Raw genomic sequence first — 24231 nt, 5'->3', positions numbered from 1 at the left:
CCCCTTTTTTTTATCTTTGCACCATGATCGATGTAATACTCAAAAAAGGCAAAGAAAAAGCTGCTGTACTTCGCCACCCCTGGATTTTTTCTGGTGCACTTGATAAGGTTAAAGGCAAGCCTTTAAATGGCGAGATCGTATCTGTATGGTCGGCAGAGAAAGAGTTTCTGGCTTATGCCTACTACAACGACCAATCCAGAGTGGCGTTGCGCCTGTTAGAATGGGATCAAAACACCGAAGTAAACAGAGCCTGGTATCAACAAAAGCTTAAAAGCGCAATTGCATCTCGCAAACACGTATTAAGTAAAGATACCAATACCTGCAGACTTGTATTTAGTGAGGCTGATTTTTTACCTGGTTTAATTGTAGACAAATATGCTGATTTCCTTTCCTTGCAGATTTTAAGCGCAGGTATAGAAACAGTAAAAGATGAGATCATCGATATTTTAAGGGAAGAGTTAAACCCCACCGGAATATTTGATAAAAGCGATGCCGGAGCGCGTAAACACGAAAATCTGGAAGCTACGCAAGGGTTGTTATGGGGAGAGACTCCTCCTGAGTTTATTGAAGTGAAGGAAAATGGAGTTGTTTACCACATCAATATTGCGGATGGACAAAAATCAGGCTTCTATTGCGATCAGCGAGACAACAGATTAATTCTTGCTGAATATACTGAGGATAAAACAGTATTAGATTGTTTCTGTTATAGTGGTGGTTTTTCATTAAACAGCTTAAAACAAGGTGCATCTCATGTAACCAGTGTAGACAGCTCTGCTCTTGCCATAGAAACCTTGCAGCACAATCTTATGCTTAACGGACTTTCGCAGGATAAACAAACCAGCATTCAATCTGATGTAAACAAGCAACTGCGTGTATTTAAAGAAGAGGGTAAGAAATTTGACGTTTTAGTACTTGATCCACCAAAATATGCACCATCACGTTCTGCATTAGACAGAGCTGCACGTGCCTATAAAGACTTAAACAGACTTGGCATGCTTCTGCTTGAAAGCGGTGGTATCCTTGCTACGTTCTCTTGCTCTGGTGCGGTAGATCTTGAAACTTTTAAACAGATTATCGCGTGGGCAGCATTAGATGCAGGTAAGGAAGTACAAATCATTAAGCAGTTTAGCCAACCCGAAGATCATCCAGTACGTATTTCTTTTCCAGAAGGGGAGTACTTAAAAGGGTTATTGTTGAGGGTATTGTAGACTAATCTTCTGGGAGTTTATCATACTCCCCTTTTAGGGCATAGTAGCCAAAAACAACAAGACCTGCGCTGATGGGGATAAAAATAAACAGGATAATACCCCACTGTAAAGCTGTGTTTGTTTTTGCCACTCCTTCTGGAGCGAGGCCTACCTTTTCAATAGCCTGTATAAACATAAATATAATAGATGCCGGACCTAGTAAGATCCAGAATATTCCTAATGCTTTTTTTAATCCGTTCATGGTAATTTCTCTTTTAATTGATTAATGATCAGCCTCGCCATGGTCCGGCTTTTTATTCGATAAATAAATCGCCCCTATAACAAAACTTAATGCGGCTATTCCAATTGGATACCACAAGCCAGATAATGGCGTAGAACCCGAGAAACTAGCTATAAGCGTTGCAATAAACGGCACCAAGCCTCCAAATACGCCATTACCCACGTGGTAGGGCAGCGACATAGATGTATATCTTATTTTGGTTGGGAACAACTCTACTAAAAATGCAGCGATAGGGCCATATACCATTGTTACCAGCAAAATCTGAAAGAAAATTAGAAACACAAATTTCCAAAAAACAGGAGTGGAAAGCTTTTTATCCTTAAAAGCATCAGGCGAAATACTTACAGGCTTACTTAAATCAGCGTATTTAGTATGCGCCTGTATTTTTGTAAACGACGCCCCGCTTAATAGAGTAACCTGAGAGGTGGTGGTAATTAAACTATCTGAAGTATTCTCAATTAAGGTTTTTGTAACTACAGGATTGGAAACTTCTTTAATATCTTTCTGCTCGATCTTGGTTACATCCGTATCATCAAGGAATATCTGATATATTGGCCGGTAAAAGATAATCCCCAGCAACATCCCCGTCAGCATAATCCACTTTCGACCCACCTTATCGCTCCATGAACCGAATATTACAAAGAAAGGCGTTGCAAAGGCTATACCCCACAAAAGAATGTATCTGGAGTCGTTAAAATCGACCTTACACGTGTTTTCAATAAACGATTGGGCATAAAATTGACCGGTGTACCAAATAACCCCTTGCCCCATGGTTGCACCAAAAAGAGCCAGTAGCACCATTTTAAAGTTTGCTTTGTGGCTAAAGCTTTCTTTCAATGGATTTTTAGAAATATTGCCCTCTGTTTTTAATTTAGTAAACATTGGCGACTCATGCATTTTCATTCTGATGTAAATGGAAACGCCTACCAGTAAAATGGACAACAGGAATGGAACTCTCCAACCCCAGGCAGCAAAATCTTCGGCGCCTAGCAGGTTTTTGGTTAACACAATTATCCCTAATGAAAGAAACAATCCTCCGGTTGCTGTAGTTTGAATCCAGCTGGTAAAGAAACCACGTTTATTTGCAGGGGCATGTTCAGCCACATAAGTGGCTGCTCCACCATATTCACCCCCAAGGGCCAAGCCTTGTATCAACCGTAAAATCAACACCAAAATTGGCGCGGCATAACCGATGCTGGAATAGGATGGGATAAGCCCAATAAGAAAGGTTGATCCACCCATGAGAACCAGGGTCAAAAGAAAAGTATATTTTCGGCCAATAAGATCGCCCAAGCGGCCGAACACCAAAGCACCAAAAGGACGCACAATAAACCCTGCAGCAAATATCGCAAGGGTATTTATTAATGCTGAAGCTCCGGCATCTGCAGGAAAAAGCTGTGATCCTATAATGGTGGCCAGACTACCAAAAATGTAGAAATCATACCATTCGATTAGTGTGCCCAGGGACGACGCCCCAATTACTTTGAAAATGCTATTCTTTTGTGGTTCAACGTTCATATTATAGTTTAGGATATTTGGCTTACCACTAAACTACAATTATTTATTAATTACCGACAAACATTTTAACTATAATGCCAAAGCCGGTTACTCTTCCTCTCTGAAATAAACCTTATAGTAATTCATAGATTTATCATCGTCGAAACCTTTTTCTATCAGCTCCTTATCTCCGTGAATATAAATATGAAAGTTCTTATCCAGTTTAAGCACACTTTTAAAAACACGAGCCTGTTTCTTTACCGCAGCGCCTGAGATATCAAAACTATCTGGAATAGGTGCATCAAATTCTTCTTCGTAGTTTTTCTTATAGTTTTTAAAGGCCTCAATCCCCTCGGAATTGCCAATAACTTCATTCGAGAACTCATCAATATCAAAGCTTTCTTTCTCTTTAAAATATTTCATAGACTTGTTTAACAAATCTATTTTATCGGCTTTAGAGATATCAAATTCCTGATCCAGTTTCTCAGTAACAAAGTTTTTGTATACACCCAATACATTGTTTGTCTGGTTGAAATTATCATTTCTGGTTTTTAATTTCAGAAACTCATCTTTCCAGTAAACGGCCTCTGCACTACGATTGGTTTGATCTATCACTGCTACTCTGTAGCCTTCTTCTTTGTCCGTATTAAAGATAAGACAGCCTTTATCAAGCTTATTGATGTTAATTGCATCCTGTTCATAGCTTAAACCAAATCCGCTATTCTCTGGATATACTTTTAGGTAGGTCTCTTTAGTTTCTGATTTAAAGATCCCAATGGCATCATGAAGCTCTCCTTCTATCTGCACATTTTCGAAATAGGCAAGGTAAAGCTCTCCCGATTTTATTTTGGGATGCCCCGATACATCGTACAGGTATTTAGCAAGTTCTTTGCTGTTTTCATGAAAGGTTTCGCCCTTTTCAAATATTTCTGACGCAAAATGATACACTTCATTTAAGTTCAGATCTGAGTTGGGATGAAAGAAACGATAAATCTCGTTTACCTTTTCGTACGGACCAAGAAAATACTGCTGCAATAGGTTGCTCAACATATTGTCTTGTATGGCTACAGATTGCTCAGACAACACATAAAATTCATCTTGCGATTTATTTCCAATTCTGTGTATGGAAAGCTCAGCAAGGGAGGCTTCAAAAAAAGAAATCATTAATGGTATTAGTTTTTAGTTTCCTCTTCGCGAGGGGTATTTCTCAACTCAATAGGTTTTTTCGCATTTTTCTTCATTTTCAAATTCAGCATCTCTACTAAAACTGAAAAAGCCATAGCGAAATAAATATATCCTTTGGGAATATGCTGATCTAAACCTTCGGCTAACAGCGAGACGCCAATTAACAACAGGAATGACAATGCAAGCATTTTTACAGTAGGGTGATCGTTTACGAAATTACTGATTGCACTTGCCGAGAACATCATTATAATCACGGCAATAACAACTGCAGCAATCATTATTTCAACATGTTCTGCCATCCCTACGGCAGTAATAACAGAGTCTAAAGAAAATACAATATCTAAAAGTAAGATTTGAATTATTACACCGGCAAAAGAGTGAACCTTCCCTTTTATTTCTTTTTCTTCTTCACTTTCCAGTTTGTCATGTATTTCATGAGTACTCTTATAAATTAAAAAAAGCCCCCCTACAATAAGGATTAGATCACGCCCGGATATCGAAAGTTTTGCTAACCATTCTGCGTTAGAAACACCTATTAAATTCCCAAGATTAAACAATTCGGATGTTAAAGTCATCACCCAGGTAAGTGACAATAATAAAAGAACGCGGGTAATCATTGCAAGAGCCAAGCCCAATTGTCTGCCTTTTTTTTGCTGATCAGCTGGTAATTTGCCCGACAGAATAGAAATAAAGATAATATTATCTATGCCCAGGACAATCTCTAAAACGGTCAGGGTCAGTAGTGATATCCAAGCTTCCGGGCTGCTCAAAAATTCCATAGTTTTTAAATTATATTTTGAAGCTAAGATATAAAAAAAGCTTGCTGAATTATCAACAAGCTTTAGTAGTGTTTGGTTTATAATTTTATTTAAATGATACTGAACCGTAATCAGAATTGACCTTTACTCTGGCGCCACCTCCGTTACCTATTTTACCGGTATAGTTTTTAGTTGTCGACCCTCTGTCTCCTCCATCAGTAATTCTAGCTGAAACCCTGTCTCCGTAATTAAATGAAGCATAGCTGGTATGAACATCAAAATCTGCGTTAAAGGAATTGTTAAAATTAATAGAGATGCCAAGATATCCTCCATCAACAGTCAGCAATTTGCAACCATTGGTTACCTCATCAATGCTTAGTTTATTGTATTGCATATCAAACTTACCATCACCTCTTAAGGTTCCAATACTTGCGCTTGTATATTGGGCATTCAAATCGAGATTTCCTACAGATGAAATGCTGATATTGTTGTATTGCTGTCTGATTTTGGCATTTCCCTTAATGGTATTTACATTAACATTCGCATATTGAACATCCAGATCAAGGTTTTCTACCGAGCCAACAGTAAGACCAGAACCGTATTGTTGCTTAATAATTGCGTTTCCTTTAATGTTGCCCACATTAACTCCGGTATATTGTGCGTCGATATCAAGTGTAGTAGCCGAACCAATGGTTAATCCAGATCCATACTGCTGTTTAACAATGGCTTTGTTTACCGCCTGAACATTGGTTTTCCCGTATTGAACAGAAATATAGTTATTAGTACTATTTAAATTGCGGGCCGTAAAATTACCGTATTGTACTTTTACATAAAGGGGCCCGTTCAGGTCACCCATATTTACATCACCATAATTCTGCGACATCGTTAACGCATTTGATACAGGCATGTAAACAACATAATTAATCTTCACTTCTCTGCGCCACCTTCTGCCATTTCGGCTTCCGTTACCCCAATTGCCATTCTTTTGTTCCATTGTGGTTTTAAAAACAATCTGGTCTCCAGATTTTCCTGCTTCTATAGTAGTATTGTCCAATAATTTCTGGGCTTCTGCATCATTGCTGCTGTAAGCTTTAATATCAACATCTACTTTTACTTCTTTTCTGTCCCATACTTTAACCAGTATTGATCCGTATTGGTTACTCAGTATAATTTTATCAGAATTGTCGGCAGCAAAGGTTTTACTAAACGTTTTTGACCGCATTGGATCATCATCTCCGTCACTTGTATTCTGTGTAAAACTGGCAGGTTCAACTAATTCTTCAACGTTAGTTTTCTGTGAAACGTTAACTGCCACTTCTCCATTTATTGCGTTTTCAATATTTACAGATTGTGCATTGGCGATACTTGATACAAGTACCAGGGCTGCAATGATTCCCGTTAAATTTTTCATATTTTGTTTTCCCTTTTATACTGACTGACCTCGTTAATAATAGATAACTGTTGATTAATTACCTGTAGCTGGAGCTCAAGATTCTTTACCATCGCTTTCACAACCAACTTCTGATTAGGGCTGCTCTCCAACTGTTTCTTTAAGTTCTCATAGTCGGCACCCAGTTTCTGTAAATCAGCACTAAATTCACTGTATAACTTTGGGTTTTCCTGTGCATAAACCATAAGACTATCCTTCTTCTGTTCGATTAGACTGGCAAATCTCATCTCTTTCTGCGCATATCCCGGATTTACATCGGCTATATCTACCCCTGTTTCCCTGTTACGATAGGTATATATAAAAGTAACTGTCATCACCAAGATCAGGGATGCAGCTATAGCGAACCAAAACGGCACCCTCAAAGGCTTTTTTACTTTTTCTTTGTCTAATGCTGTTTCAATTTTACTCCACAACTGATCTGATGGTGTACCAACATCAAAAGACTTTTTATGTTCCCTGATATACTCTTCTAACTTTTTGCTCATCTTATGCTCCTCTCTTTTCTAATAAGCCGTTCAACTTCATTTTGGCTCTCATATATTGTGTGCGTGATGTATTTTCAGATATTTTTAGGATGTGTGATATTTCTTCATGGTCATATCCTTCAAATAAATACAGCGTTAGCACCACTCTGTATCCATCAGGAAGCCTGGCCACAGCCTCTCTGATTTCATTTACTTTAAATTCTAAATCTTCTTCATCCTCCGCCTCGGTATCCGCAACATCTACTTCATCAATATTTATAAATTCTGCTTTTCGTTTCCTCAGCTGATTAATGGATTTATTAATGATGATCTGCTTTAACCATAACCCGAAAGTAGTTTCGCCTCTAAAGGTTTCTATCCTTGTAAAGGCATCTAAAAACCCTTCCTGCAAAACGTCTTCTGCCTCGGCCTCATGATTAACTATCCTCAGAGCCACATTATACATAGCTTTAGCATACAATTTGTAAATTTCAAATTGTGCTTTCCGATTACCTTTTCGGCAATCGGAAACTAAGTCTACGTGTTTATCTATGTATACTGTTTCCAATGTTTTTCTGATTCGTTTAATATGACAACTGCTTTTTTAAAACGTTGCATGCGGTATTAAAAAAATTTTCATTTTCTTGATTTTAGAGACTCCGTCATCTCGGACTCCCTCCCACACTGTCACCTGTCCTATAGTCGAGATGACGGCAGATTTATTTTCAAACATCTTCGCCTCTTTAAGCGTAGTCATGACTTTTTTTTCTTAATTCAAACAGATAATCAATTAAATATAGTAAGTAAAATCGCCAGCATTTAAAATATGTGGTTCAAAATGAATATTTTTGCCGCTTAATAATTTTAATAATGTTAAGAACAACTACTTGCGGCGCTTTAACCATTCAGAACTTAGGAGAAAATGTAATCCTTTGCGGTTGGGTACAGAAATCAAGAGATTTAGGAGGCATGACCTTTATTGATATCCGAGACAGATATGGGATTACCCAATTGGTTTTCAATATGGATGATAATCGTGAATTATGTGAAGCTGCCCGTGGTTTAGGAAGAGAGTTTGTAATTAAAGCCAGCGGATTGGTGGTAGAACGCTCTAACAAAAACCTTAAAATGACAACAGGTGAGGTTGAGATAAAAATCACCGCCCTGGAAATACTAAATGCAGCGAAGCTCCCTCCCTTTTTAATAGATGACGAAACTGACGGCGGTGATGATTTACGAATGAAATACCGTTACTTGGATTTGCGTAGAAATCCGGTTCGTAATAACATGATATTACGCCATAAAATGGCACAGGTGGTACGCCGTTATTTAGATGGGCTAGACTTTATTGAAGTTGAAACACCCGTACTTATTAAATCTACACCTGAAGGCGCAAGGGACTTTGTTGTTCCAAGCCGAATGAATGCAGGTGAGTTCTATGCACTTCCTCAATCTCCGCAAACCTTTAAACAATTGTTAATGGTATCGGGCTTTGATAGATACTTCCAAATTGTGAAGTGTTTTAGAGACGAGGATTTACGCGCCGACAGGCAACCGGAATTTACTCAGATAGACTGTGAAATGTCCTTCATTGAGCAGGAAGATATCTTAAATACTTTTGAAGGTTTGATCCGTACTTTATTCAAAGAGGTTAAAGACTTTGATTTACCGGAAGTACCGAGAATGCAATATGCAGATGCAATGCGCTTTTATGGCTCTGATAAGCCCGACACGCGCTTTGACATGCAGTTTATTGAAATTACTGAGCTGGTAAAAGGCAAAGATTTCCCTGTTTTTGACAATGCCGAACTGGTTGTTGGTATTAATGCAAAAGGTTGCGCCAGCTATACCCGCAAACAAGTTGATGAGCTTACCGATTTCATTAAACGCCCGCAAATTGGCGCAACAGGGCTGATTTACTTAAGGCATAATGAAGATGGCTCGTTAAAATCATCTGTAGATAAGTTTTACAATGAAGACGAGCTAAAGAAATGGTCAACAGCATTTAAGACTCAGCCAGGCGATTTAGTGTTAGTTATGGCGGGCATTCAAGAGAAAGTGCGCAAACAACTAAGCGAACTACGTTTAGAGATGGGTAATCGTTTAGGTTTACGTGATAAAAATAAATTCAGTGCCTTATGGGTACTTGACTTCCCTCTGTTGGAGTGGGATGAAGAGACTGAAAGATACCATGCAATGCACCATCCATTTACCTCTCCTAAGCCTGAGGACATTGATCTTCTAGACTCTAAACCAGGAGAAGTAAGGGCAAATGCTTATGATATGGTAGTAAATGGAACTGAAATAGGTGGTGGTTCAATTCGTATTCACGACAGGACTTTACAAGCCTTAATGTTTAAACATTTAGGCTTTTCAGCAGAAGAAGCACAAAAACAATTTGGGTTCTTAATGGACGCATTTGAGTTTGGCGCTCCTCCACATGGCGGTATTGCATTTGGATTCGATAGGTTATGCTCTATCTTTGCTGGTCTTGATACCATTCGTGATGTAATTGCTTTCCCTAAAAACAATTCTGGTAGGGATGTTATGATTGATAGCCCTTCTACAATTGACGAAAAGCAATTAAAGGAATTGAAAATAAAGACAACGGTTTAGTTGTTAAAATAGAAAAGGGAGTCAACTCCCTTTTCTATTTTAATACGTTTCACTGTCAGGTGGAATGCCGTAATCAACATCCGAGTCCTCCTTATCTTTCTTTTTCTTAGAACCAGTAAACCACGATTTGACAGAGTTAAAAATAGCGGACAAATGTTCCGCATCTAAGGTCTTTCCTACTTTGTTCGATGCCAGTCCAACAAGGGTTTTAGTAAGAAACCCCGATCCTCTGAACAATGTCGTATTCATAATAAAAGGCAAGATATAGGACATCACACTACTGCTCAGATTCAGTTTATCATCCATCTTAAGAAAGGCCGAAGGAGTTGCATATTTTTTAATAAACCCTCCTAAAGTGAACTGCCTGAGGTATACTTTAGTATCATTAAACAATACATCTTCCTGCATTTTATATTCAACCTTTAGGCTAGCTACTGTTGCATGCAGGTCTTCCAGGTTCCGAATATTATATCTTCTTATCTTCTTCATCCTTGTCCGCCAATTTGTTAAAGTAATTTCTGATAGTAAAGTTAATTATTGCCTTCTCGATGTATTTTTCTTTAGTGTAATAAACGATCAGTGCCAAAAAGACATAGATTAAGGCCACACAACCAAAACCCCTTGCATAACTGCCAAGTAGGTCTGATAAGAATAGGGCTAAAGTAAACGTACCAAACAAGAATGCCAGCATAAAGCATATAGCCACCACAGCATTGGTTACCAAATCCGCAAATATCTTCGAGATTTTCTCTACAAGATATAAGCGGGTGTACTCAACCCTCGTATCTAAATAACTCTTCGCATCTTCATACAAATCCTCAATGCCCTTTTCCTTATTTTCGTGATTTTCCTCCATGCTGCTGGTTTAAAATTTGTTTATTAAGCGTGCTCTACATCGTCAACAAATTCCTCTTCAGATTGACGGAGTTTGCTTTTAACAGAACCTACAACCTTATCTTTCAAGCTGGCCAGGTGATTTATTTCATCTGCAGCTTTATCTCTGATAGAATCTCCAAGATCTTTTAACGATTGACTTAACTTATCTCTGGTATCACTTCCTTTTTCAGGTGCTAAAAGTAATCCCAATGCTGCACCCGCAGCCAAACCGGCTAAAAGCCCTATTAATACTTTTGAATTATCACTCATGACATTTTAATTTATGTTTAACATTTATATTCTATTTCCGCTCTCCGTATTATTATAACTCACCATGCTCTGAAATTGTTTTAATTCTCTCCAATCTTTCCGATGCCATAGCACTTGTTTCATATATTTTTATCAATAATACAAAATAAGATATCAATAATGGGCCAAATACAAGCCCCAATATCCCAAATAAAGGTATACCAATAACTACGCCAATTACCGTGGTTATTGGATGAATGTTTCCAATCCGTTTTGCAATCATAAAACGGATCACATTGTCGATGTTAATGATCACCACAAATCCAAATATTAGCATTGCCCAGCCTGCAAAATTGTTGCCTTCTGCAATTTGCAGTAACGCTGCTGGCACAAAAATGACTGGTGGCCCAAGTATTGGTACAAACGAAATAAAGGCAGTTATAACGCCCCAAAATACCGGATCTGTATAGCCTAAAACATAAAAGGCGAGCCCTAAAAGAGATCCTTGCACCAAAGCAATAAACCCCTGGCCTACCACATTTGCATAGGTTGTATTTCGCATTTCTTCGGCAAATCGTTGTGCATTTTGCTCTCTAAAGGGTGCATACTTTACCAGGGCCGATTCAAATGTTTCTCGCTCTACCAGCATAAAGTAGAGTAAAAAATACATCAAAAGTAAGCCCAAAATAATGTTAAACGCTCCGGTAATAAGTGAAGGGAACAATTCCGTAGCCCATACCCCGGCTTTTTTCACTCCTTCTTCAACAAGATTTTGAAGATCTCCATCTATTGGAACCAGGTGCTTTAGTTTAAAAATGACATTCTTGAAATATGATGGATCACTTTGCAATTCCGCAATCTTATTAATCATCATACTGCTTAACGCATAAAAAGGAAGGATGATAACAATTACTGATATGAAAAGCAATAAAATGGCCGAAAAACGTCTATTCATCCCCTTCACGTCTACAAAATAAATAAAGGCGGGCCGCAATAAGGTATACAACACAAGTGTGCTTAATATAGACCCAAAAATACCTTGTAAAGAAAATGCGATTAAACAGCCTAAGGCTATTATAATGACAAGATTGATATTATTCCTTTGCTTATATGTAAATATTGACATAATCCTTTAGGTTAAAACCAGAGGGTCCCCTCATGATATATTGGAATGCGAATCAGGAATAAACTCCCTTGTGCAAGTTGTTTCAGTTTAATGGAACCATTGTGAGTAGTTAATACACGCTGAGCATGGGTAAGTCCTAATCCACTGGCGCGTTTTTTTGTTGTGAAAAATGGTTCAAAAATCTTTTCCTGATTTTTTGGGTCTACCCCCGTACCATTATCCTCTATGGCAATTTCATACATTCCTCTATCAGCTGTGCTTGTTATATGAATTATTTTAGGGTAACTCTGCATGGCTTCAACCGCATTCTTAATAACACTAACCAATGCATTTTTTATTTTAGGTTTATCGAGTAATACCTTTTGCTCTGACTGATGAAATTGTGTTGTTAGCTTTATATTGTGCCCAACTATTAAATCTTCCAGATCAGAAATAGCTTCCTCAATTACTGTTAAAATATTATGTCGCTGAAGGTTTAAGGTTTTTGTTTCGGTGCTGGAAATGAAGTTTTGCATCAGCTGATTCACCCTATCGCAATTACTTTTTATAATTTCCAGGTAAGACTGAATTGTTTCATTACAAGCAATTGCAGGGTCAGCTGCCAACTCATCTAATGCAAGATTGACAGTACTTAATGGATCTCTGATCTCTTCACCCAATCCCTTGGCAATATGTTCCGAGATTGACATTTTACCCAAACTAACAGATCTTTCTTCTATGTTCTTTCTATGCCTCAGATCATGAATAATGGTGTGATAAACCTCTTCCACATTTACCATGTCTGTTTGAATAAATGAAGACAAACTACAACAGCAGACCTCTGATTTACTTGAAATCAACTCGCATTCAAAATCACTTAGAGAGCCGTTACTTTCCATTAATTCTCTAAATCTTTCTCCATCCTCTGCATTGTTAAAAATAGCACTTGTATTTAGCTGGAGTATGGCTGCTCGTTCGTAATCAAGGAACTTTAATCCTGCACTATTGATATCGTAAATTCTTCCGGTGTAGTCAGACACAAGAATTGGATCTTTAGCTTGTTCAAAAATAGCCCTATACTTCCGTTCACTATCTTTTAACGCCTTTGTTGCACTTGCTTCTTTAATAGAATACCGTATACTTCGATCTAATGACGAGGGGTCTATCTCATCTTTCACCAAATAATCAGCAGCCCCAATATTCATCGCTTGCTCATCAATAACCAAATCGCCTTTACCTGTAAGTATGATTATTGGCTCTTCACAACCAGAATTAATTGCTTCATTTAATAAGTCTATTCCGGTTCCCCTTCCTAATCTATAATCAACAAGGTAAACGTCAAACAGCTTCTTTAAAACGGCGTAAATTCCCTTCTCATAGCTGTTTACCCATGATAGTTCGTACGAAGCCGAAATCTGATCAAAAACTTCCCTGGTGAGGATGTAATCATCTTCATCATCATCAATCAATAAAACTCTTACCTGCTTCATTATCAGATTGTTTCTATTTATTTTGTTTCTTAGGAAGGATTACTACAAAAGTAGCTCCTTCCCCAGGTTTGCTTTCTGCAAAAATAAAACCAGAATGGTTATCCGTTATCCTCTTACATATAGCCAATCCGATACCTGTTCCTTCGTAGTCAACCCTTGAATGTAAGCGATGGAAAATATCAAAGATTTTCAAAGTATCTTCGGTTTCAAAACCAATTCCATTGTCCTTTACTTCAACAACACAATATAACTGGTTTTTGTTGATCTCAGATATATTCATTTCATGCCCATTTTTGGTGGTGCAGGATATTGTAATACTGGGAACCCCATTTTGATTTGTGAACTTTAAAGAATTTCCTATTAAATTTTGAAAAAGTTGCATTAACTGACTTTCAACACCCTCTATTTCATCCTCTTCAAAATCTATGGTTACTATGGCCTTTTTAAGCTCTATTGTAAAATCAAGATCACTTAATGTTTTTCTTACAATATCGCCAAGTTTAAGTTTAGAAAAGCTTTTATTACCCCTTGTAAGCTTAGAAAATGCAAGCAGATCGTCAATTAACGCCCGCATTCTATCGGATGCACCCCTCATCCTGCTGATATAATCCTGAGCTTCGGCATTCATCTGCGCTCCATACTTATCTTTCAAGCGGTCTCCAAAAGCTTGTATCTTTCTTAGGGGTTCCTGTAAATCGTGCGAAGCAACATAAGCAAATTGCTCCAAATCCTGGTTAGAGCGATTTAGTTCAACTACCTTTTCCTCCAACTGTACCTGAGCCTCTCTTAGTTGAGTTACGTCCTGTGTGTTCCCGATGTAAGCATAGTTATCATTTAACCCAATTAGTTTATGCTCAGCGGTGGTCAGCACGTGCCGGATCTCTCCTGAAGGCAACACGATTCTATAGTTTATCTTAAACGATATTTTATCTTTTTGGGCCTTATAAAAGTTCTCCATAAAAAGTGGAAGATCATCCTCGTGAACAAGCCCTTTATAAAATGAAAAATTAACGAAGATCGAATGCGGAAGAAAACCATGGATGTTATACATCTCATCAGACCAAAGAATAAACTCCTTACCATCAATCCATTCCCAGCTTCCGCTGTGCGAAACCATTTCGGCTTCTCTTAATAAAGACTCGTTTATTCTAAGCTTTAAAACAGCTTCTTTTAACTCGGTAATGTCTTGGATGGTACCAACAAGCTTATCTTCGCCCTCGACGTAAAATCCTTGCCCAAGCACGTACTTTCTTGCTCCCGAAGGCTGTACAATTTGGTATTCAACGGCAAAAGATGTTTTATTAGCAATTGCAGATTTCAGTTCTTTAGATACCTTTTCCCTATACTCAGGCGCTACAACTTGTTCATTGATAAGAGTATCGGGCAAAAAATCATCGTTCTTAAACCCATATACTTTATAAAGCTCTTCAGACCATTTAACTTGTCCACTTTCTACAAAAATCTCCCAGCTTCCAAGATGGGTAATCCGCTCCGCAAGATTGAGAACTTCAACCCGTTCTAAAAGGTATTTATTTTGATTTCGTAGCGCTGCAACTTCATCTCTTAGTCCACGAGCTACCGACATACTCCGAAAAAGGAAATATCCCAGGGTCAACAACCCGATAAAGATAACAGTAACTACCAATAACACTTTACGTATCCAAATTAATCGCTCTCATTTTGTTATACAACGTTTTCCGATCTATATTTAGAATTTTTGCTGCTTTTGTTTTATTAAAGTTTACTTCTCTTAAAACTTTTAAAATAGCATCATACTCTGCTTCCAGAGCTGCATTTTTTAAATCCCTTGGTTTTTCGATACGAGAAATTGAACTTTCAATAGCTGATGCCTTGGCATAGGTAGAGATTTCAAGAGGAAGTGCCTTTAATTGTATTTCCTGGCTCTCAGTAAGCAGGGTAGCTCTTCTCACTACGTTTTTAAGCTCCCTTACATTACCTGGCCAGTTATAGGTCAGGAAACAATCTACAACCTCTTCAGAAAACCCTTGTACATTCCTCGATAATTCCTGATTTGCTACATCCAAAAACGTATACGCAAAAACCATAATATCGTCGCCCCTTTGACTTAAAGGCGGCAGGCCAATAGAAAATTCATTGAACCGATGATAAAGATCTTCTCTAAATTTCCCTTTCTGAATAGCATTGGAAAGATTTTCGTTCGTTGCAACAATTATCCTTACATCCAAATCGATCTCTTTGGTGCTACCTATTCTTTTAATCTTTCTCTCTTGTACTGTTCTCAATAAGGCGGCCTGGATATCATAAGAAAGATTGCCAACCTCATCCAGAAAAAGTGTCCCTCCATTAGCCATTTCAAAGTGACCAATTTTAGTATAGAGGGCTCCGGTAAATGATCCCTTTTCATGGCCAAAGAATTCGCTCCCGGCCAATTCTTTAGTAAGAGAACCACAATCCATTGCTACAAACGGGCGGTCTTTTCTAGGGCTGTTTAAATGGATTGCTTTAGCAACAGACTCTTTCCCTGTACCGCTTTCGCCTGTTAAAATTACACTATAAGAAGTTGGTGCAACCAGTTGTATCTGCTTCAATAACTCTTTTGAAGCAGGGCTTTGCCCGGCAACAAAATTGTCTACCTGCTTATAGGCTTGTTTTGCAGTCTTTTGCTTAGCCGTTTCAGAAGATGTTTCCGATTGATTTGTATTTAACGCAATCTGGGTTTCTATTGCCTTATTAATCGTGTTTAAAATTTCATCTGGATAAAGTGGCTTGGTAATATAATCATACGCCCCTAATTTAATCAGTTCAACAGCAAGCTTAATATCCGAATAGCCCGTAATAATAATAACTCCTGTGCTAGGATAGCTTTCCTTTATCTTGATCAGCATTTCTCTCCCATCTGTATCATCAAGCCTGTAATCACATAAAACAAGATCATAAGCCTCTTTAGCCAGATAATCCATTGCAGCTACACCACTAGTAGCTGTTGATACACTAAATGAATTTCGGGTTAAAAATTTGGACAATAGCACACCGATGTTTACCTCATCGTCAACAATTAATATTTTTCTCATATTACCTAAAAAATTAGAGCGCATTTGATGAAATAAATATAACTAGTTTTTTTTAACTGGGAAATATTTTCTACAGTTTTATAAAAAAAGTATACAATTTTTTTCTCACTTTGCAACAAAGCCTCAATAAATCTCCGCAAGATCTAATGAGGCTCAGCTAATTGAGGACTTTATTTCCCGAAAAAGACAGGCTTTCTTTTCTCAAGAAAAGCTGTTGTTCCTTCTTTAAAATCCAATGTGCCAAAGCATTTACCAAATTCCTTTATCTCGGTGTCAAACCCATCAACATTATGTAATAACGATGCATTTACAGCTCTTATAGCACTTGCAATAGCTAGTGGGGCCCTTAGTTTTATCTTATTTAATATCTCTTCGGCCTTACCAATAAGCTCACTCTGCGAAACTACATAATTCACCAAGCCTATTTTTTCTGCCTCGGTAGCAGTAATCATATCGGCTGTTGTAATTATCTCTATTGCCTTCCCCTTACCTACCAACTGGGTTAATCTTTGGGTGCCCCCATAACCGGGAATTAAACCAAGACTTACTTCCGGCAAGCCAAGTTTTGCGTTTTCAGAAGCAATACGCATGTGACAAGCCATTGCTAATTCTAATCCTCCTCCTAAAGCAAATCCATTTATTGCTGCAATCACAGGCTTAGGGCAATTCTCGATGGCATCAAACACCGTATGCTGTCCCACTCGCGCAAGGGCTTCTCCTTCGGCAATGTTGTAGTTAGAAAATTCTGAAATATCCGCCCCCGCAACAAAAGCCTTCTCTCCGGCACCAGTAATTAAAACGCCCCTTATCTCATCATTACTTGCTGCTAGTGAAATTGCTTCAGCCAATTCGGCTAATGTATCCTTATTTAAGGCATTTAATTTATGTTCACGGTTTATGGTGACATACATGATGCCATCTGTTGTTTCCAGTAAAATGTTCTGATAAGTCATAATCTAAAAATTTCTGTTTTCAGCAACCCAATTTTTAATATAATCCACTATAGTAATCATTGTCGTTCCTGGCGCAAATAACTCCCCTACACCTATCTCTTTAAGTTTTTTCATATCATTTTCAGGAATAATACCTCCGCCTGTTAGCAAAACATCTGTTAATTGTTTTTGCTTCATGATCTCTACAATTTTTGGGAAAACAGTCATATGGGCACCGGATAGAATGGAAATTCCAATCGCATCGACATCTTCCTGCAAGGCGGTATTTACAACCATTTCAGGAGTCTGGCGCAATCCGGTATAGATCACTTCCATGCCGGCGTCCCTAAGGGAAGTTGCAATAACTTTTGCACCTCTGTCATGTCCATCGAGCCCAACCTTAGCGACTAAAACCCGTATTGGCCTGTTTAACGTTTTGCTCATAATTTATACTAATAGTAGGTGGTAAATGTAAGTAAATTAGCGCTTTTATGTTAACTTTGGCGCTAAATTTACAGTTTTTATGAGTGAAGAAAGATCATTGAACTTTATTGAAGAAATCATTGAGAACGATTTAAATAGCGGAAAATACGAAACACTAATCACGCGTTTTCCTCCAGAACCGAACGGATATTTGCATATAGGCCACGCCAAAGCTATATGCTTAAACTTTGGACTAACAAAGAAATATGGCGGTTACACAAACTTAAGATTTGATGATACCAACCCGGTTACTGAAAAAACCGAATATGTAGACAGTCAACAGGCAGATATTAAATGGTTGGGCTTTGAATGGAAAAACGAATTATATACTTCTGATTATTTCGATGCACTTTATGAATTCGCCGTAACTCTTATTAAAAAGGGTTTGGCCTATGTGGATGACAGTACTGCAGAAGAAATTGCTGAATTAAAAGGAACACCTACTGAAGCTGGTAAAGACAGTCCATACAGAAACCGTAGCGTTGAAGAGAATCTTGATCTCTTTACACGAATGAAGGGCGGCGAATTTCCGGACGGTACCTGCACACTCCGTGCTAAAATAGATATGGCTAGTCCTAATATGATTATGAGGGACCCGGTGATCTACAGGATTAAACATGCTGAACACCACAGAACGGGAAATAAATGGTGCATCTACCCAATGTATGATTTTGCACATGGGCAAAGTGACAGCATTGAAACCATTACACATTCTATTTGTACACTTGAGTATGTAGCACATCGCGAATTGTACGATTGGCTAATCGAGAAACTTGAAATATTTCCGTCAAAGCAATACGAATTTGCCCGTTTAAACCTATCGTATACTGTTATGAGTAAGCGTAAGCTACTTCAGTTGGTAAATGAGGGTGTGGTAAGTGGATGGGATGATCCCCGCATGCCAACAATAAGCGGACTAAGAAGGCGTGGTTACACCCCGGAAAGCATCAGAGAGTTTTGTGACAGAATTGGAATTGCCAAAAGAGAAAATCTTATAGAATTAAGCCTTTTAGAATTCTGTGTACGCGAGCATTTAAATAAAACTGCAAACAGAGTTATGGCTGTGCTAGATCCAATTAAGCTGATCATTACCAACTATCCTGAAGGGCAGAGTGAGATTCTAATTGGAGAAAACAACCCTGAAGCAGAAGATAAAGGCGGAGCAAGAGAAATCCCTTTCAGTAATGAATTGTGGATTGAGCGAGAAGATTTTATGGAAGAACCTGCTAAAAAATGGTTCAGGCTTGCACCAGGGGCAACTGTAAGACTTAAACATGCTTATATTGTAAAGTGTGAAGACTTCAAGAAAGATGCGAACGGCAATGTGACGGAAATATATTGCACTTATATTCCGGAATCAAAAAGCGGAGAAGATACCAGTGGCATCAATGTTAAAGGTACCATCCACTGGGTTAGCAGTAAACATGCTAAAAGCGCTGAGATCAGAATGTATGATCGTCTGTTCACCTCCGAATCTCCGGATTCAGAAGAGGGTGACTTCAAAGACTATCTTAATCCGAACAGCATTGAAATTATAAAACAAGCATACATTGAACCTTACCTTGCAAACGCAGCTAAAGATGCACGTTATCAGTTTATCAGAAAAGGGTATTATTGCGTAGATAAGGATTCTACTCCTGAAAGCCTGATATTTAACCGTACTGTTTCTTTAAAGGACGCTTGGGCAAAAGCGAATAAATAAGCAGATTAATATCTTATGTAAAAAAGCCTGATTAGGCTTTTTTACATATACTTCCTATACAAGTTAAATAGAATTAGTTTAACTGCAGGGGTTAGCTCAGGCGTTACATCTGTTTGCACAAAGTGAATCTTAAATGCCACAATTGCGGCGGGCAAATTACTCACATCATACCCTATTATCTTTAGCGCAAGAGTTGCATCGAAATTATCTGGTGGCATTACAAGCACGCTGTCATACCATAACCCATAGCCTTTTTCGGCAAACCTCTTCCAGGGAAAATTAGCAGGATCAACCTTTCTTCTTGGTGCCACATCTGAATGACCTATAAAATTTGCTGTTGGAATTTTATACCTGCTTTTTAACGTAGACAGCAATGTCATCAGACTTTGTAGCTGCGCCTCAGAATAAGGTTCAGCTCCCGAATTATCAATCTCTATTCCGATAGAAGATGAGTTTAAATCCGTATCGTTACCCCATCTGCCCACACCTGCATGATTAGCTCTTAAATATTCATTTACCATCTGAATGACCTTTCCGTCCCTTCCAACTACATAATGAGCACTCACCTCTGTTTTAGCAATGGTAAAAGTTTTTATTGTCTGATCAGAAGATTTCTGAGCCGTATGATGAAGAATTACAAAGTTTGGTCTTCGTATACCAAAATTCACAGATCCAACCCAGGATTGCAGCGTCGGATCAGAGAGGACAACCCCTTGCCCTACCGGCGGCATTGATTTTATTGTTTCTGCAAACTCACCAGCCTTTTTCTTATACACTTTATTTGTAGCCGCATATTTACCTGTAGAGCAGGATGCGAGTATAAGCATTGCTAAAATGTAGGGATAGCCTTTTTTTAATTTGATCTGATATACCATAATGAAAAGATAGAAAGTGTGAAATTACTATTTTTTACTATTTTAGTCGCAATTAAATCTGTGCTATCAAAACCTGCTTTGCCTAATGCAGGCTATGTAGTGATAAAAGTACTAATATATTCATCTATGAAAAACATTAGCAAAGCAAGCCTTTTTATTGCTGGATGCTCAATAATTGCAGGAATTGCTTCATGTGGTAATCCGCAAGATAAAAACACAAAAAAGACAGAAAAGAAAACATCCACAAACGATAGTTTACAGAGTTATGTAAATGAGCGTATTGATATTTATGAAAAGGTAAAACTAACCACCAATTTAAATGATCTGACTATTAATGAGCGTAAAATACTTCCTCTGTTAATACAATCTGCTCAAATAATGGATGAGCTATTCTGGAAACAGGCATACCCTCAGAGAGATAGTTTGCTAAACACCATAAAGGATGAAAAAACAAAATCTTTCATCTGGATTAACTACGGTCCATGGGACAGGCTTAATGGCGACAAGCCCTTTGTTGCCGGCATTGGCCCTAAGCCGGATGCAGCGAGCTTTTATCCTGCTGGAATGACTAAAGAAGACCTCAAAAAATCTGATGCAAAAGATAAATATGGCCAATACTCTGTTATAAAAAAGGATAGTACTGGAAAACTAAATTCAATTCCTTATCATGTCCTTTTTGCTGCAGAACTACAAAAAGCTTCAAATCTTTTAAAACAAGCAGCATTGCTTGCAGAAGACCCTGGACTTAAAAAATACCTGAATCTACGTGCCGATGCATTAGTAACAGATAACTATACTGCCAGCGACTATGCGTGGTTAGACATGAAAACCAATAACCTTGATATCATTATTGGACCTATTGAAAATTATGAAGACAAACTATTTAATGCCAGGGCGTCTTACGAGGCTTATGTATTGATCAAAGACAAGGTATGGAGCAAGCGCCTTGCCAAGTATGTAAGTATGCTGCCTCAATTACAGCAAGGCCTGCCTGTTGAGGCTAAATATAAGAAAGAAAAGCCGGGTACAGACTCTGAGTTAAATGCTTACGATGTGATCTACTATGCGGGTGATTGTAATGCCGGCTCAAAAACTATTGCAGTAAACCTTCCGAATGATGAAATTATCCAGCAAAAGAAAGGAACAAGGCGTTCACAGTTAAAAAACGCGATGAAAGCCAAGTTTGATAAAATTCTAATTCCTATAGCGCAGGAACTTATCGACAAAGATCAGCAACAGTATATCAATTTCGATGCTTTCTTTGCCAACGTAATGTTTCACGAGGTTGCTCACGGCTTAGGAATCAAAAAAACAATTACAGGTAAAGGGTTTGTTAAAGAAGCTTTGCAAGAACAATATTCATGGCTCGAAGAAGGCAAGGCAGATGTTTTGGGGCTTTACATGGTAACCGGATTACTTAAAAAGGGAGAATTGGAGGGCGACATTAAGCAGTTTTACACCACATATATGGCGGGCATACTTCGTTCAGTAAGATTTGGAGCCGCAAGTGCACATGGTAAGGCTAACATGCAATGTTTCAATTTCTTTAAGGAAAATGGGGCTTTCATCAGAAATGAAAACGGGACCTACAAAGTCGATTTTACTAAATTTGAAACGGCTATGAATAAATTAAGCAGCTTAATTATAACCCTTCAAGGAAACGGAGATAAAGCTGCTGTAGAAAAAACTCAAAAAGAAAATGCTGTTATTTCTGCTGAGCTTCAAACCGATCTTGATAAATTAACCAAAAAGGGAATCCCGGTTGATATCATCTTTGAACAAGGAGTTGATGTTTTAGGTGTTAAATAACCTAAAAGTACTAAAGCGCCTGCACTATTAATTTGATGCAGGCGCTTTCTTATATAGAAAGATGTTTGTGAATGATATCCTCTAATTCCTGGATATCAAATGGCTTAGACAAGTAGCCATCTGCCCCAGCCTCTGCCGCAAGTGCCTGTACATCGTTATTTGCGGAGAAATAAATAACGGGTATACCTTTCAGTGCCTCATGACCTTTAAGCTCTCTGGTTGCGTCAATCCCTCCTACATCCGGCAGCCAATTGTCCATAAAAATAATATCTGGTATGTAAGCCATCACCTGATCTATAATATTATTAGAGGTCGAAGATGTCTTAATATCGAAACCTGCATCTTCCAGAATAATGGTACATAATTCTAAAATTTCTGCATTATCATCAAATACAAATACTCTTTTATTCTTCTCCATTTGCGGGTATGATTAACTACAAAGTTTAGGGCAACAAATTTATGAATTCTACTATATCTTCTATGCTTAAAACACGATCTATTTTTACGTTAGCCTGAGCATGGGCAGGCATATAGGCTACCTGAGCAGTCGTTGGGTCCTGGATTAAGGTTGTCCCCCCCCAGAGCTTTACACTTTTCAAGCCATTTACACCATCGGCATTTGATCCTGAAAGTAAAAGGCAGGCCAATTTATCTTTATAAACCTCGGCCGCGGTCTGAAATGTAGCATCAATTGCCGGTCTGGAATAGTTTATTTTCTCGGAATAATCCAAAGAGAATGAACGGTCCTGTTCTATCAGTAAATGATAATCTGAGGGGGCGATATAAATAGTACCTGCAGTTAACGGCTCTTTCTCATCTACCTCTTTAACCTTAAGTTTAGTTCTGGTAGATAACAATTCCGGCAATAAAGAATCTGCACCATGTTTGCGATGGATAACAATAACAATTGGAAATTTTATTGCAACATTAATTAATGGAAGCACTTTTAAAAGCACATCTAAACTCCCTGCAGATCCTCCAATAATAAATGCTTCACATTTTTTCATCATTGTATTTTCCTCCAGATCTTCTCTGAATCCAATCGTTTATACTTGTCCGAAATACCAGAAAAGTTAATCGTTTCCTTAGTTCCAAGTGCCAAATACCCCAATTCTTCAAGGCTCTCATCAAAAAGGTTCAGCACCTTCTGCTGTAGTTCCCTATCGAAATAGATCAATACATTTCTACATAAAATGAGCTGAAACTCATTAAAGGAGTAATCAGAAACAAGATTATGCGTAGAAAATATAATCTTGCTCTTTAGGTCTTCATCGAATTTAGCCAACGAATAGTTCGCCGTATAATAACTTGAGAAATCTTTTAAACCTCCGGATAAAATATAGTTTTCAGAATATTGCTTCATGCTATTCATTCCAAACATTCCTTGTGCTGCCTTTTCCAGCACAATTGGATTTAAATCTGTTGCGTAGATTAAAGATTTATGCAGGAGGTTAAGTTCTTTTAAAATAATTGAGATCGAATATGCCTCTTCTCCTGTTGAACAGCCCGCTAGCCAAATCCTGATAAATGGATATGTACCCAGTTTTGGCAATACCACATCTCTTAAAGTTTTAAAAAAAACGGGATCTCTAAACATTTCAGTTACATTAACCGTAATCTGTTCTACAAACCGCTTAAAGTATAAACTATCGTTATTTACCTTATACCTGAACTCTGCAAAACTTACAGCTCTATCCAAACTGTACAACCGTACAATTCTTCTCTTTAAGGATGCTCTGGAATACCCCGTAAAATCATACCCATACTTTTCCAGAAGGTCTGAGAGTAAGATCTCAACGTGATCGTCGCTAATTACAGAGAGTTCCAATTTAAATATACTTTATGAGTAAACTTGTTAACTCTTCAACATTAATCGGTTTAGAAACATAGCCGGCGGCCCCTGCATTAATACAACGTTCTCTATCTCCAACCATAGCTTGGGCAGTAACGGCTATAACAGGAACATGTTTAATTTCAGGACTTTCATCTATTTTAGCAATCGCCTCATATCCATCCATTCCCGGCATCATCATATCCATTAACACCACTGCGATCTCTTTATTCTCTTTAAGCAAGTCTATTCCTTCTTCTCCCCCAGTCGCGGTTAAACATTGGTAGCCTTTTGCTTTCAAAACAGCCGATAACGCAAAAATGTTCCTGTTATCGTCATCAATTATCAAAATCTTTTTCGCCATATAG

25 protein-coding genes are annotated in these 24231 nt (G+C 38.1%); 4 read left to right on the top strand and 21 right to left on the bottom strand.

From position 1 onward, the window contains the following. The first annotated feature begins 23 nt into the window (after positions 1–23). Entirely contained in the window at positions 24–1208 is a 1185-nt protein-coding gene (locus N824_RS27025; protein ID WP_048908202.1) for a class I SAM-dependent rRNA methyltransferase, read from the top strand. Between the two features lies 1 nt (position 1209). Here the strand turns inward: N824_RS27025 and N824_RS27020 are convergent, their stop codons facing one another. From N824_RS27020 to N824_RS26990, 7 genes are all read right to left on the bottom strand, one after another. Beyond that, positions 1210–1449 (bottom strand): DUF6814 family protein, encoded by a 240-nt coding sequence (locus N824_RS27020; RefSeq protein ID WP_048908201.1) that lies wholly within the window; start codon positions 1447–1449, stop codon positions 1210–1212. Between the two features lie 21 nt (positions 1450–1470). After that, complete coding sequence (locus N824_RS27015; RefSeq protein ID WP_048908200.1) at positions 1471–3006, bottom strand: MFS transporter; 1536 nt, start codon at positions 3004–3006, stop codon at positions 1471–1473. Between the two features lie 87 nt (positions 3007–3093). Continuing rightward, a complete protein-coding gene (locus N824_RS27010; protein ID WP_048908199.1) occupies positions 3094–4149 on the bottom strand; it encodes a nucleoid-associated protein in 1056 nt (351 codons plus the stop codon). 8 nt (positions 4150–4157) lie between these two features. Then, positions 4158–4949, bottom strand: coding sequence for a TerC family protein (locus tag N824_RS27005; protein ID WP_048908198.1), 792 nt, complete (start codon positions 4947–4949; stop codon positions 4158–4160). A gap of 85 nt (positions 4950–5034) precedes the next feature. Continuing rightward, positions 5035–6339, bottom strand: coding sequence for a hypothetical protein (locus tag N824_RS27000; protein WP_052334279.1), 1305 nt, complete (start codon positions 6337–6339; stop codon positions 5035–5037). Further along, complete coding sequence (locus tag N824_RS26995) at positions 6336–6863, bottom strand: hypothetical protein (RefSeq protein ID WP_048908197.1); 528 nt, start codon at positions 6861–6863, stop codon at positions 6336–6338. The genes N824_RS27000 and N824_RS26995 overlap by 4 nt, the downstream gene beginning before the upstream one ends. A 1-nt stretch (position 6864) precedes the next feature. Beyond that, entirely contained in the window at positions 6865–7410 is a 546-nt protein-coding gene (locus N824_RS26990) for an RNA polymerase sigma factor (protein ID WP_048908196.1), read from the bottom strand. 302 nt (positions 7411–7712) lie between these two features. On the opposite strand from N824_RS26990, the gene aspS reads away from it, so the two are divergent. After that, the gene (aspS, locus tag N824_RS26985) at positions 7713–9458 is read left to right on the top strand and encodes an aspartate--tRNA ligase (RefSeq protein ID WP_048908195.1); all 1746 of its coding nucleotides are present in this window, start codon (positions 7713–7715) and stop codon (positions 9456–9458) included. A gap of 39 nt (positions 9459–9497) precedes the next feature. Here aspS and N824_RS26980 read toward each other — a convergent pair whose 3' ends face one another. The 9 genes from N824_RS26980 to N824_RS26940 form a co-directional block, all read right to left on the bottom strand. After that, positions 9498–9947, bottom strand: coding sequence for a hypothetical protein (locus tag N824_RS26980; RefSeq protein ID WP_048908194.1), 450 nt, complete (start codon positions 9945–9947; stop codon positions 9498–9500). Beyond that, positions 9925–10314 carry a phage holin family protein gene (locus N824_RS26975; RefSeq protein ID WP_048908193.1) on the bottom strand — a complete coding sequence of 130 codons (390 nt, stop codon included), beginning with the start codon at positions 10312–10314 and terminating at the stop codon, positions 9925–9927. The genes N824_RS26980 and N824_RS26975 overlap by 23 nt, the downstream gene beginning before the upstream one ends. Before the next feature lie 23 nt (positions 10315–10337). Continuing rightward, positions 10338–10604: a YtxH domain-containing protein gene (locus N824_RS26970; protein WP_048908192.1), complete on the bottom strand. Its 267-nt coding sequence runs from the start codon at positions 10602–10604 to the stop codon at positions 10338–10340. A gap of 52 nt (positions 10605–10656) precedes the next feature. Continuing rightward, complete coding sequence (locus N824_RS26965; RefSeq protein ID WP_048908191.1) at positions 10657–11709, bottom strand: AI-2E family transporter; 1053 nt, start codon at positions 11707–11709, stop codon at positions 10657–10659. 11 nt (positions 11710–11720) lie between these two features. Continuing rightward, the gene (locus tag N824_RS26960) at positions 11721–13178 is read right to left on the bottom strand and encodes a hybrid sensor histidine kinase/response regulator (protein WP_048908190.1); all 1458 of its coding nucleotides are present in this window, start codon (positions 13176–13178) and stop codon (positions 11721–11723) included. A gap of 13 nt (positions 13179–13191) precedes the next feature. Beyond that, positions 13192–14763 carry a PAS domain-containing protein gene (locus N824_RS26955; RefSeq protein WP_048908189.1) on the bottom strand — a complete coding sequence of 524 codons (1572 nt, stop codon included), beginning with the start codon at positions 14761–14763 and terminating at the stop codon, positions 13192–13194. Between the two features lie 67 nt (positions 14764–14830). Next, positions 14831–16231, bottom strand: a complete 1401-nt coding sequence (locus N824_RS26950; RefSeq protein ID WP_048908188.1) for a sigma-54 dependent transcriptional regulator — start codon at positions 16229–16231, stop codon at positions 14831–14833. Positions 16232–16401: 170 nt separating this feature from the next. Further along, the gene (locus tag N824_RS26945; protein ID WP_048908187.1) at positions 16402–17184 is read right to left on the bottom strand and encodes an enoyl-CoA hydratase/isomerase family protein; all 783 of its coding nucleotides are present in this window, start codon (positions 17182–17184) and stop codon (positions 16402–16404) included. A gap of 3 nt (positions 17185–17187) precedes the next feature. After that, a complete protein-coding gene (locus N824_RS26940; RefSeq protein WP_048908186.1) occupies positions 17188–17607 on the bottom strand; it encodes a cobalamin B12-binding domain-containing protein in 420 nt (139 codons plus the stop codon). A gap of 79 nt (positions 17608–17686) precedes the next feature. Here N824_RS26940 and N824_RS26935 point away from each other — a divergent pair, with 79 nt between their 5' ends. Then, positions 17687–19348 carry a glutamine--tRNA ligase/YqeY domain fusion protein gene (locus N824_RS26935; RefSeq protein WP_048908185.1) on the top strand — a complete coding sequence of 554 codons (1662 nt, stop codon included), beginning with the start codon at positions 17687–17689 and terminating at the stop codon, positions 19346–19348. 41 nt (positions 19349–19389) lie between these two features. On the opposite strand, the gene N824_RS26930 is transcribed toward N824_RS26935, so the two are convergent. Beyond that, positions 19390–20223, bottom strand: coding sequence for an N-acetylmuramoyl-L-alanine amidase (locus N824_RS26930; RefSeq protein ID WP_152542472.1), 834 nt, complete (start codon positions 20221–20223; stop codon positions 19390–19392). 126 nt (positions 20224–20349) lie between these two features. Here N824_RS26930 and N824_RS26925 point away from each other — a divergent pair, with 126 nt between their 5' ends. Beyond that, complete coding sequence (locus tag N824_RS26925) at positions 20350–22032, top strand: Zn-dependent hydrolase (protein WP_048908371.1); 1683 nt, start codon at positions 20350–20352, stop codon at positions 22030–22032. Between the two features lie 49 nt (positions 22033–22081). On the opposite strand, the gene N824_RS26920 is transcribed toward N824_RS26925, so the two are convergent. From N824_RS26920 to N824_RS26905, 4 genes are read right to left on the bottom strand one after another with little or no spacing between them, the layout of a single operon-like run. Continuing rightward, positions 22082–22450, bottom strand: coding sequence for a response regulator (locus N824_RS26920; RefSeq protein ID WP_048908184.1), 369 nt, complete (start codon positions 22448–22450; stop codon positions 22082–22084). Positions 22451–22475: 25 nt separating this feature from the next. Then, the gene (locus N824_RS26915; RefSeq protein ID WP_306413940.1) at positions 22476–23042 is read right to left on the bottom strand and encodes a chemotaxis protein CheB; all 567 of its coding nucleotides are present in this window, start codon (positions 23040–23042) and stop codon (positions 22476–22478) included. Further along, positions 23039–23860, bottom strand: a complete 822-nt coding sequence (locus N824_RS26910) for a protein-glutamate O-methyltransferase CheR (protein WP_048908183.1) — start codon at positions 23858–23860, stop codon at positions 23039–23041. The genes N824_RS26915 and N824_RS26910 overlap by 4 nt, the downstream gene beginning before the upstream one ends. A 1-nt stretch (position 23861) precedes the next feature. Then, positions 23862–24227 (bottom strand): response regulator, encoded by a 366-nt coding sequence (locus tag N824_RS26905; RefSeq protein ID WP_048908182.1) that lies wholly within the window; start codon positions 24225–24227, stop codon positions 23862–23864. Between the last annotated feature and the right edge of the window lie 4 nt (positions 24228–24231).

This window comes from Pedobacter sp. V48 (genome assembly GCF_000523515.1).
GTDB lineage: Bacteria > Bacteroidota > Bacteroidia > Sphingobacteriales > Sphingobacteriaceae > Pedobacter.
Note: the sequence above shows the minus strand (reverse complement) of the source record. Positions and strands in the feature narration are given on the sequence as shown.

Bases quoted from the DNA above. Each gene is read 5' to 3' on its own strand.
- N824_RS27025 (WP_048908202.1), top strand. From the start codon at position 24: ATGATCGATGTAATACTCAAAAAAGGCAAAGAAAAAGCTGCTGTACTT.
- N824_RS27020 (WP_048908201.1), bottom strand. From the start codon at position 1,449: ATGAACGGATTAAAAAAAGCATTAGGAATATTCTGGATCTTACTAGGT.
- N824_RS27015 (WP_048908200.1), bottom strand. From the start codon at position 3,006: ATGAACGTTGAACCACAAAAGAATAGCATTTTCAAAGTAATTGGGGCG.
- N824_RS27010 (WP_048908199.1), bottom strand. From the start codon at position 4,149: ATGATTTCTTTTTTTGAAGCCTCCCTTGCTGAGCTTTCCATACACAGA.
- N824_RS27005 (WP_048908198.1), bottom strand. From the start codon at position 4,949: ATGGAATTTTTGAGCAGCCCGGAAGCTTGGATATCACTACTGACCCTG.
- N824_RS27000 (WP_052334279.1), bottom strand. From the start codon at position 6,339: ATGAAAAATTTAACGGGAATCATTGCAGCCCTGGTACTTGTATCAAGT.
- N824_RS26995 (WP_048908197.1), bottom strand. From the start codon at position 6,863: ATGAGCAAAAAGTTAGAAGAGTATATCAGGGAACATAAAAAGTCTTTT.
- aspS (WP_048908195.1), top strand. From the start codon at position 7,713: ATGTTAAGAACAACTACTTGCGGCGCTTTAACCATTCAGAACTTAGGA.
- N824_RS26980 (WP_048908194.1), bottom strand. From the start codon at position 9,947: ATGAAGAAGATAAGAAGATATAATATTCGGAACCTGGAAGACCTGCAT.
- N824_RS26975 (WP_048908193.1), bottom strand. From the start codon at position 10,314: ATGGAGGAAAATCACGAAAATAAGGAAAAGGGCATTGAGGATTTGTAT.
- N824_RS26970 (WP_048908192.1), bottom strand. From the start codon at position 10,604: ATGAGTGATAATTCAAAAGTATTAATAGGGCTTTTAGCCGGTTTGGCT.
- N824_RS26965 (WP_048908191.1), bottom strand. From the start codon at position 11,709: ATGTCAATATTTACATATAAGCAAAGGAATAATATCAATCTTGTCATT.
- N824_RS26960 (WP_048908190.1), bottom strand. From the start codon at position 13,178: ATGAAGCAGGTAAGAGTTTTATTGATTGATGATGATGAAGATGATTAC.
- N824_RS26955 (WP_048908189.1), bottom strand. From the start codon at position 14,763: ATGTCGGTAGCTCGTGGACTAAGAGATGAAGTTGCAGCGCTACGAAAT.
- N824_RS26950 (WP_048908188.1), bottom strand. From the start codon at position 16,231: ATGAGAAAAATATTAATTGTTGACGATGAGGTAAACATCGGTGTGCTA.
- N824_RS26945 (WP_048908187.1), bottom strand. From the start codon at position 17,184: ATGACTTATCAGAACATTTTACTGGAAACAACAGATGGCATCATGTAT.
- N824_RS26940 (WP_048908186.1), bottom strand. From the start codon at position 17,607: ATGAGCAAAACGTTAAACAGGCCAATACGGGTTTTAGTCGCTAAGGTT.
- N824_RS26935 (WP_048908185.1), top strand. From the start codon at position 17,687: ATGAGTGAAGAAAGATCATTGAACTTTATTGAAGAAATCATTGAGAAC.
- N824_RS26930 (WP_152542472.1), bottom strand. From the start codon at position 20,223: ATGGTATATCAGATCAAATTAAAAAAAGGCTATCCCTACATTTTAGCA.
- N824_RS26925 (WP_048908371.1), top strand. From the start codon at position 20,350: ATGAAAAACATTAGCAAAGCAAGCCTTTTTATTGCTGGATGCTCAATA.
- N824_RS26920 (WP_048908184.1), bottom strand. From the start codon at position 22,450: ATGGAGAAGAATAAAAGAGTATTTGTATTTGATGATAATGCAGAAATT.
- N824_RS26915 (WP_306413940.1), bottom strand. From the start codon at position 23,042: ATGATGAAAAAATGTGAAGCATTTATTATTGGAGGATCTGCAGGGAGT.
- N824_RS26905 (WP_048908182.1), bottom strand. From the start codon at position 24,227: ATGGCGAAAAAGATTTTGATAATTGATGACGATAACAGGAACATTTTT.